General features: G+C 38.8%; 6 protein-coding genes, 1 rRNA gene and 1 other annotated feature (1 of these 8 cut by a window edge). Of the genes, 1 reads left to right on the forward strand and 6 read right to left on the reverse strand.

What is annotated here, in order from left to right; genetic code table 11:
* Window positions 1-220 (reverse strand) — a binding site (T-box leader); it reaches 4 nt to the left of the window's first position.
* A gap of 49 nt (window positions 221-269) precedes the next feature.
* Window positions 270-833 (reverse strand): pyridoxal 5'-phosphate synthase glutaminase subunit PdxT, encoded by a 564-nt coding sequence (gene pdxT, locus ACYQ73_RS27630; RefSeq protein WP_460015382.1) that lies wholly within the window; start codon window positions 831-833, stop codon window positions 270-272.
* A gap of 1 nt (window position 834) precedes the next feature.
* Window positions 835-1,719, reverse strand: a complete 885-nt coding sequence (gene pdxS / locus ACYQ73_RS27635) for a pyridoxal 5'-phosphate synthase lyase subunit PdxS (protein ID WP_460015383.1) — start codon at window positions 1,717-1,719, stop codon at window positions 835-837.
* Window positions 1,720-1,824: 105 nt separating this feature from the next.
* Between pdxS and pdxR the strand changes: the two genes are divergently transcribed.
* Window positions 1,825-3,249 carry a MocR-like pyridoxine biosynthesis transcription factor PdxR gene (pdxR, locus tag ACYQ73_RS27640; protein ID WP_460015384.1) on the forward strand — a complete coding sequence of 475 codons (1,425 nt, stop codon included), beginning with the start codon at window positions 1,825-1,827 and terminating at the stop codon, window positions 3,247-3,249.
* 32 nt (window positions 3,250-3,281) lie between these two features.
* Here pdxR and asnB read toward each other — a convergent pair whose 3' ends face one another.
* The 4 genes from asnB to rrf form a co-directional block, all read right to left on the reverse strand.
* Window positions 3,282-5,120 carry an asparagine synthase (glutamine-hydrolyzing) gene (gene asnB / locus ACYQ73_RS27645; protein ID WP_460015385.1) on the reverse strand — a complete coding sequence of 613 codons (1,839 nt, stop codon included), beginning with the start codon at window positions 5,118-5,120 and terminating at the stop codon, window positions 3,282-3,284.
* Window positions 5,121-5,222: 102 nt separating this feature from the next.
* Window positions 5,223-6,545, reverse strand: a complete 1,323-nt coding sequence (locus tag ACYQ73_RS27650) for a D-alanyl-D-alanine carboxypeptidase family protein (RefSeq protein WP_460015386.1) — start codon at window positions 6,543-6,545, stop codon at window positions 5,223-5,225.
* Between the two features lie 142 nt (window positions 6,546-6,687).
* Entirely contained in the window at window positions 6,688-8,151 is a 1,464-nt protein-coding gene (guaB, locus tag ACYQ73_RS27655; protein ID WP_460015387.1) for an IMP dehydrogenase, read from the reverse strand.
* A gap of 296 nt (window positions 8,152-8,447) precedes the next feature.
* Window positions 8,448-8,563, reverse strand: a 5S ribosomal RNA gene (gene rrf / locus ACYQ73_RS27660).
* Window positions 8,564-8,707 lie beyond the last annotated feature (144 nt).

Genomic DNA, 8,707 nt, shown 5'->3' on the forward strand with positions numbered 1-8,707 from the left:
GGGACGAGAGCTACCCGCGTTGCCACCCTAATTGATTAGACACATTGTACTTTGTCTAATCCACTTATTTCATAACGGCATTTCAGCCGGCGACAGCCTACTTCATTAACTTCGACTGCGCAACTCCAGGACGGATTCACAAGTGCTTTTATCAGCTTCCACCACCCGCTGACTCTCTAAAAAAAACGTGCTTGCTACTACTTCCCATCATCGTGTTCAGTTATTTAAATTTTATCCATACTGTACTATATGAAGTGAAATTTTGCAAGTCATACCATAGAAGATACAAAATATTCAAGAATTCGTGCATCTGACGTTAATTCTGGATGGAAGGAACAACCTAATAGATGATCGTCTTTCGCTAACACGATTTTCCCGTCATGCTCTGCTAATATTTCAACACCTTCACCAACTGAGACAATATGTGGCGCACGTATAAAGACAGCCGGAATGGCAGCACCTATTTTCGGTATGTCGAGCTTCACTTCAAAGCTATCTACCTGACGTCCATAAGAATTCCGTGCAACTACCACATCCATTACTGCTAAATGTGATTCATAATCCACTAATTCCTTTGCTAATAAAATCAATCCTGCACATGTTCCAAACATCGGTAAACCCTGCTTTGCAAGTACGCGAATTGGCTCCAACAGCTCATAGCGATTCAGCAACTTCCTCATCGTTGTACTTTCTCCACCAGGCAAGACAAGTCCATCAAGCTTCTCTAAATCAGCACTTTGTTTTACTAAGATCGCTTCGCATCCAAGAGACTCTAACATTTGCACATGCTCTCGTACCGCTCCCTGTAATGCTAAAACACCGATTCGCTTCATCTTACCAGCCTCGCTCTTGCATACGCTCATTTTGGCTAAGCTGTGCAATATCGATGCCTTTCATCGGAACACCTAGCTCTTTTGAAATTTCGGCAATTAGCTTGTAGTCCTTATAATGCGTAGTAGCCTCAACAATTGCACGGGCAAATTTCTCTGGGTTCTCTGATTTAAAAATACCAGAACCAACAAATACACCGTCAGCTCCAAGCTCCATCATTAATGCTGCATCAGCTGGCGTAGCAACTCCACCTGCTGCAAAATTCACTACTGGTAAACGGCCAAGACGCTTAATTTCTCTTAATAATTCAAAAGGAGCACCAAGTAATTTAGCCTCTGTCATTAATTCGTCCTCTGTCATACCAACTACCTTACGTACTTGCGCGTTCACTTTACGCATATGACGAACTGCCTCAACAATATTACCTGTCCCCGGTTCCCCTTTAGTTCGTAACATGGAAGCCCCCTCACCTATGCGTCGAGCAGCTTCACCTAAATCACGGCACCCACAAACAAATGGTACTGTGTAATCACTTTTTAATAAATGAAACTCTTCATCTGCTGGAGTTAATACTTCACTTTCATCAATATAATCGACACCCATCGCTTCTAACACTCTTGCTTCTACAATATGTCCAATACGTGCTTTAGCCATTACGGGAATGGATACAGCCCCCATAACCTCCTCGACAATACGAGGATCCGCCATACGTGCAACACCACCCGCCTTACGAATGTCTGATGGTACTCGTTCTAATGCCATGACAGCTACAGCTCCTGCCGCTTCCGCAATTTTCGCCTGCTCCGCATTAATAACATCCATAATGACGCCACCCTTTTGCATTTCCGCCATCCCGCGCTTAACTAATTCTGTACCTGTTTGTCTCATGATTTCTAACCTCCACCTTTATGATGAAATTTAGTATAATCGAAATTGACCATATAAAAATATCCAGTTTATAAAATAACCATAAGGTCAGGAGGATTAATGAACATGGACATGCTTTTATTCCAACTAGAAAAAAATGGTGAAAAACCGCTCTATGACCAGCTTTATAGCGGCATTAAAGAAGCTATTATTTCAAAGAAAATCGCAGTAGGAGAAAAATTACCATCAAAAAGAAAATTAGCCGATTTTTTGAATATTTCTCAAACAACTATTGAAATTGCATATGCACAGCTTCTTGCTGAAGGGTATATTATGTCTAAATCCCGTGTCGGTTATTTTGTAGAGGAAATTGACGAGCTTCCGTATATTCAGCAGGACACAATAACTTCATTAAACGAACAACCTAAGAAAAAATCGTACAAGATAGATTTCAATCCTGGTTCCATAGATATTGATGCCTTCCCTTTTCAAACATGGCGGAAATACGCGAAAGAGCTCTTTGATGATGCCTCAAAGGAATTATTATTAACAGGTGAGCCTCAGGGAGAACTATCTTTGCGAACGGAGATTGCTAATTATTTATTTCAATCACGCGGGGTTGTTTGTAGTCCCGAGCAAATTGTCATCGGTTCAGGAACAGAACAGCTTCTACCAATGATTTTGCGACTCTTTAGTGACAATACTTGCTTTGCCCTTGAAAACCCTGGGTATCCAGCTGTGCATCGTATGTTTTCCCAGCATAAACGAAAAGTCTATCCAATTGCGGTCGATGATGAAGGGATTATCATTCATGAGCTCGAAAAAACTAGCGCTGACGTTGTTTATATCACGCCATCTCACCAGTTCCCTACAGGAGCAGTATTATCGGCTACAAGACGTGCACAAGCTTTAAATTGGGCCTCACAAAGCTCCTCTCGATACATTATTGAAGATGATTATGATTCTGAATTTCGTTATACTGGAAAACCAATTCCTGCACTTCATGCGTTAGATCGAAATGATAAAGTAATCTATATGAGTACATTTACAAAATCGTTAATGCCGTCCTTGCGTGTCGCTTATTTTGTACTTCCACCAAAATTACTTGTTGCTTATAATGATGTATTTAATTACTATTCATCAACCGTACCTCGTTTCGATCAACATATTGTAGCTAATTTTATGCGTGACGGCCATTTTGCAAAGCATTTAAATCGAATGAGAAAGATTTATCGAAAAAAACATGAAAAACTTACTTCTATTTTAGAAAACTATTCTAATCAAATTAACATCACTGGTGAGCAAGCAGGAATGCATATTTTACTCGATGTACAACATACTTTGTCTGAAAAGCAATTACAGCAGCTTGCTTCCAATGCGGAAATCAGAATCTATCCACTATCTGATTACCGCCTGGATCACTCCTCACCCTCAAAAGCTCAATTTTTACTAGGCTTTGGAGGCATACCTGTACATGAAATTGAAGCTTCTATCGAAAAGCTAATGAACTGTTGGGATATACAGAAAAAACACCAAGCAACCTCACGTTAAAAGGTTGCTTGGTGTTTCTTTTATCTTCATTCTTATGATTCAATTAGCTGGATATTATAAAGCTCAAACCATGTATGAATTTGACCTAAATAAGCTAAAAGCTGTGGACCAGCCATTAATTGTCCGTACCAAGGAACTTTAAAAGAACTGCCACCTGATTCAATTAGCTCTATTAGCTTCTGCCGTTCAAATAATTCATGGAGAATTGAATTTTTGTCCTCTATTATGTCTCTGAGCCATTTTTGAACGCCCGCTGTATAAACGGGATGATACGTTTTAGGATACGGATTCTTTTTCCGATATAACACTTCTTCTGGCAATAAATGTTGCATTGCTTTACGAAGTAAACCCTTCTCCATACCATCTAAATTTTTCATTTCCCAAGGAATATTCCACGTATATTCCACAAGACGATGATCTGCAAACGGCACTCGAACTTCAAGACTCGCCCCCATACTCATACGGTCTTTTCGTTCCAGCAATGTTTGCATAAACCATACCATATTCAAATAAAACATTTCTCGCTGCCTTACTTCCTCAATACTCTCTCCGTCAAGATATGGTACTTCAGCAATTGTTTGTGAATAAGCCTGTTGTGCATATGATTCAACTTTTAATTTCTTACGCCATCGCTCTTGTAACATAGTCGATCTTTCAGACAGTGAACGAATCCATGGAAAACCTGTAGTCGTTTCTGTAAACCATGGATAGCCACCGAAAATTTCATCTGCACATTCACCTGATAGTGCAACGGTAAAATCCTTTTTAATTTCTCGACAAAACCATAATAATGATGAATCTACATCTGCCATCCCCGGTGAATCTCTAACGATGACAGATTCTATTAAGAAATCGATTAATTGCTGTTGGGAAATTTCCTCCGCATGGTGTGTTGTACTAAAGGTATCTGTCATTTTTTGAATCCAATACGTATCTGTGGATGTTTGAAAAGCATGTGGGTTAAAAAAACGTTCATTATCTTCATAGTCTATAGAGTACGTATGGAGTTTGCCTTTATTTTGATGCTGAAACATGTTTGCAGCAATGCCCGTAATAATGCTGGAATCTAATCCTCCTGAAAGAAATGTACAGATCGGTACGTCTGAAACAAGCTGTCGTTCAATAGCATCCGTTAGTAAAAAACGTACATGATCGACTGTCTCCCCTAATGACTCTTCATGATGTTTACTCTGTAACTGCCAATACTGCCAAACCCGTATACCCTCTCTAGAGAAACGCATTGCATATCCTGGACGTAGCTCACTAATATTCTGAAAAGGTGACTTTCCGGGCATTCTAGACGGTCCAACAGCCATAATATTTGCTAGCCCATCCGTATTAATGGTTGTTTTAATCAGTGGGTGAGCTAATAATGCTTTCACTTCGGATGCAAAAAGTAAGCCGTCTTGTTGTTCTGTGTAAAATAAAGGCTTTACACCTAGCCGGTCTCTGCATAAAAACAGAGATTGTGATTGTTCATCCCATATACCAAAAGCGAAAATTCCATTTAAAAAATCAACACACTGTTCTTTCCATTCAATATAAGCCGTTAATAATACTTCCGTATCTGAATGTGTTTTAAAAAGATGCCCTCGATTTTGCAGCTCTTTCCTTAATTCTTCTGTATTATAAAGCTCGCCATTATATGTAATGACGTAGTTTGCACCATCATATTCTTTCTGCATCGGTTGCTTCCCACCGATTAAATCTATGACGGCTAGCCGACGATGGCCAAATGCAATATGCTCACTACACCAAATATTTTCATCATCTGGCCCTCGTTTATTTAACGTTTGCGTCATTAACTTTAAAATGTCGTTACTTGTTCTTAAATCCTTTTGAAAGCTAGCCCATCCTGTAATGCCACACATTTAGCCACATCCTTTCGCCTAATAGCGTATGCAGTAGAGCGAAAAAACGTGAAAAAGAACACGAGATGTTTGAAAACATCTACGTGTTCTTTAAATTAATTATTAAAATAAGCCACCAACAAAGTCAGTAATACCATTCCATAAGTTCCCGAAGAAGCTACCAACACCTTGGAAGAATAATGAGATGCCACCAGCACGCTCTACAGCCTCTGTAGTGACAACATCAGCTTTAAGGTCCTTACCGTCAATAAAACCGTAATCTGTGCCTTCTGAGCGTTCAAGAACTAACTTTCCGACAACTGTATCCTTTTTAACCTCTGCTTCAAGACTCTTTTTATCTAAAACTAGTTTAGGTTTATATAAATCTTTCTCAGATGACTTGACCATAAATGAAACTGGTTCTTTAACAGCAATCGCTGCTTTGTTTTCTTTACCTTTTGTAACTTTTATTGTTTCTTGATCTTTAAACTTATAGTTTGCAGGAATAATTTCTTGTTTCGAGAATTGTGAGAAACCATAGTTAAACAATTTAGCCGTTTCATCGAAGCGCGCTTTTTTTGGATCCTCTCCTACAGCCTTCATAACTACAGAAATTAAACGTGTACCATTGCGCTCTGCTGTACCTGTAAAGCAATGACCCGCAAAGTCTGTTGTACCTGTTTTTAATCCGTCAACGCCTTCATATTTGTACGCTAATTCCGGCAACATATAGTTCCAGTTTACCATGTCGATGCTATCATCTGTACCTTCACGGAACTTCTTTTCTGCAATTTTAGACGTTTTTAACACGTCTGGATGATCTTTTAGTAAATGATATGCTAATTTAGCTACAGATTTAGCAGGCATTACGTTTTCATCATTTGGTCCAGTACCAGCTGGCTGCATACCAAATAAATCTGCATTGTTAAGACCAGTAGAGTTTACGAATTTATAGCCTTTAAGACCAAGCTCTTCTGCCTTTTTATTCATTAGCTTTAGAAACTCAGTTTCAGTACCTGCAATTGTTTCTGCAATAGCGACTGTAGCAGCATTTGCAGAGTAAATTGCCATTGCTTCATATAATTCTTTAATTTTGTAAGTTCCATCTCTACGCAATGGTACGTTACTTAATGCACGGTTTTGAGACATTTTGTACGTATAATCAGTTACGTGATATTCTTGATCCCATTTAACTGTACCTGCATCAATTGCATCCAATAACAGGTATTCAGTCATCATTTTTGTCATACTTGCAATACCTAGTGAAGTATCTGCATTTTGTTCATATAAAATTTTTCCTGAATCTGCGTCAATTAAAATTGCAGCATCCACGTGTAGTCCTAAATCTGTTTCTGCATTTGCTTTCGCCGGAATACCTGCTAAAACACTAAATAACAAAACAGGAATTAGGAGTAAGCGAATGACAGTGTTCATTGTCTTTTTCACCTTTAAAGCCCTCCAAAAAAATAATCTTGTCCTCGACATTTTATCATATATAGTAATGTCCGTGCGCAATCTCTATCATAAAAAAATGCTCTCGTGTCATCTTTGTAGACGATTCGAGAGCATAAAAGTTGCTAGTAATATATTACATCGAATAGTTTGGTGATTCTTTTGTGATTTGTACATCATGTGGATGTGATTCACGTAGACCTGCACCTGTCATACGAACAAATTGAGCATTTTCACGTAAGAACTCAAGGTTAGCTGAACCGCAATAACCCATACCTGCACGAATACCACCGATTAGTTGATAAATAGTATCCGCTAGAGGTCCTTTGTAAGGAAGACGACCTTCAATACCCTCTGGTACTAATTTTTTCGCGTCCTCTTGGAAGTAACGATCTTTTGAACCTTTTTCCATAGCTCCAATTGAACCCATACCACGGTAAACCTTGAAGCGACGACCTTGGAAGATTTCAGTTTCACCAGGAGATTCAGAAGTACCTGCAAGAAGTGAACCAAGCATTACAACGTTACCACCAGCTGCTAGAGCTTTAACGATGTCTCCTGAGTATTTAATGCCTCCATCAGCAATAATTGCTTTACCAAGCTCACGAGCTACTGTTGCACAATCATAAACAGCTGTAATTTGTGGTACACCTACACCAGCTACGACACGTGTAGTACAAATAGATCCTGGTCCAATACCAACCTTCACTACATCCGCACCAGCCTCAAATAATGAACGTGCACCATCAGCAGTTGCCACGTTACCAGCGATAATTTCAAGCTCTGGATAAGATTCACGGATCGAGCGAATCGTTTGTAATACACCCTCAGAATGACCGTGAGCTGTATCGATTACTACGATGTCTACTTGTGCTTCAACAAGCTTTTCAATACGTATCATCGTATCTTTTGAAACACCAACTGCTGCTCCTACTAATAAACGACCATGTACGTCTTTTGCAGCGTTAGGGAACTCAATTACCTTCTCAATATCCTTAATTGTAATTAATCCAGTTAATTTACCTTCTTCATCTACAATTGGAAGCTTTTCGATTTTATATTGTTGAAGAATCTTTTCAGCATCCTCTAGAGTCGTTCCAACAGGAGCTGTAATTAAATCTTCTTTTGTCATAACATCTTCAATTTTTAAAGAATAGTCAGAAATGAAACGTAAGTCGCGGTTTGTAATGATCCCTACTAACTTTTGGTTTTCCATACTATCAACAATTGGTACACCAGAAATTCGGTATTTGCCCATTAAATGCTCAGCATCGAAAACTTGGTGAGTTGGAGTTAAGAAGAATGGGTTTGTAATAACACCATTTTCAGAACGTTTTACTTTTTCTACTTGCTCAGCTTGCTCATCGATCGACATGTTCTTATGAATAATACCGATACCACCTTGACGTGCCATAGCAATTGCCATTTTAGACTCTGTAACTGTATCCATGCCTGCGCTGACCATTGGAATATTTAATTTAATCTTCGGTGTTAGTTGAACTGATAAATCAACATCTTTCGGTAATACTTCTGAATGCGCTGGTACTAATAATACATCATCAAAAGTTAAACCTTCTTTGGCAAATTTAGTTTCCCACATTTTCGTAACGTCCTCCTATAGTTAAAAGAATATTAATTGTAAGATTAACAACGTGCTAAGCTACTGTCAAGAAACTTATAAAAGAAAGACAATTCAGATTTTTCGGGGTAGCAACACTGATAGTCTTTTTACCCTTTTTTACCCTAAGGAAAATATAGCTTTTTTTAATTTCTTCTACATTTAGTATAAATGTTAGGTAAGCTCTGTCTTATTTTAAGCAAGTTTTGTTGAATTATTGATAAATTATCAAGGTTTTTCATAAAAAAACAGCCAGCACTCAGCTGACTGTTTTCATTGCCTAGCGACGTCCTACTCTCACAGGGGGAAGCCCCCAACTACCATCGGCGCTAAAGAGCTTAACTTCCGTGTTCGGTATGGGAACGGGTGTGACCTCTTTGCCATCATCACTAGACTTATTTAGTTAAAAGAAATTATTCTTTCAAAACTGGATAAACGGTGCATTGATTGTTCAAACTTTTTTGGTTAAGTCCTCGATCGATTAGTATTCGTCAGCTCCATGTGTCACCACACTTCCACCTCGAACCTATCTACCTCA

The organism is Lysinibacillus sp. CTST325 (assembly GCF_054665055.1).

Excerpts from the sequence above, each read along its gene's own strand:
- pdxT (WP_460015382.1), bottom strand. The coding sequence starts at position 833 with ATGAAGCGAATCGGTGTTTTAGCATTACAGGGAGCGGTACGAGAGCAT.
- pdxS (WP_460015383.1), bottom strand. The coding sequence starts at position 1,719 with ATGAGACAAACAGGTACAGAATTAGTTAAGCGCGGGATGGCGGAAATG.
- pdxR (WP_460015384.1), top strand. The coding sequence starts at position 1,825 with ATGGACATGCTTTTATTCCAACTAGAAAAAAATGGTGAAAAACCGCTC.
- asnB (WP_460015385.1), bottom strand. The coding sequence starts at position 5,120 with ATGTGTGGCATTACAGGATGGGCTAGCTTTCAAAAGGATTTAAGAACA.
- guaB (WP_460015387.1), bottom strand. The coding sequence starts at position 8,151 with ATGTGGGAAACTAAATTTGCCAAAGAAGGTTTAACTTTTGATGATGTA.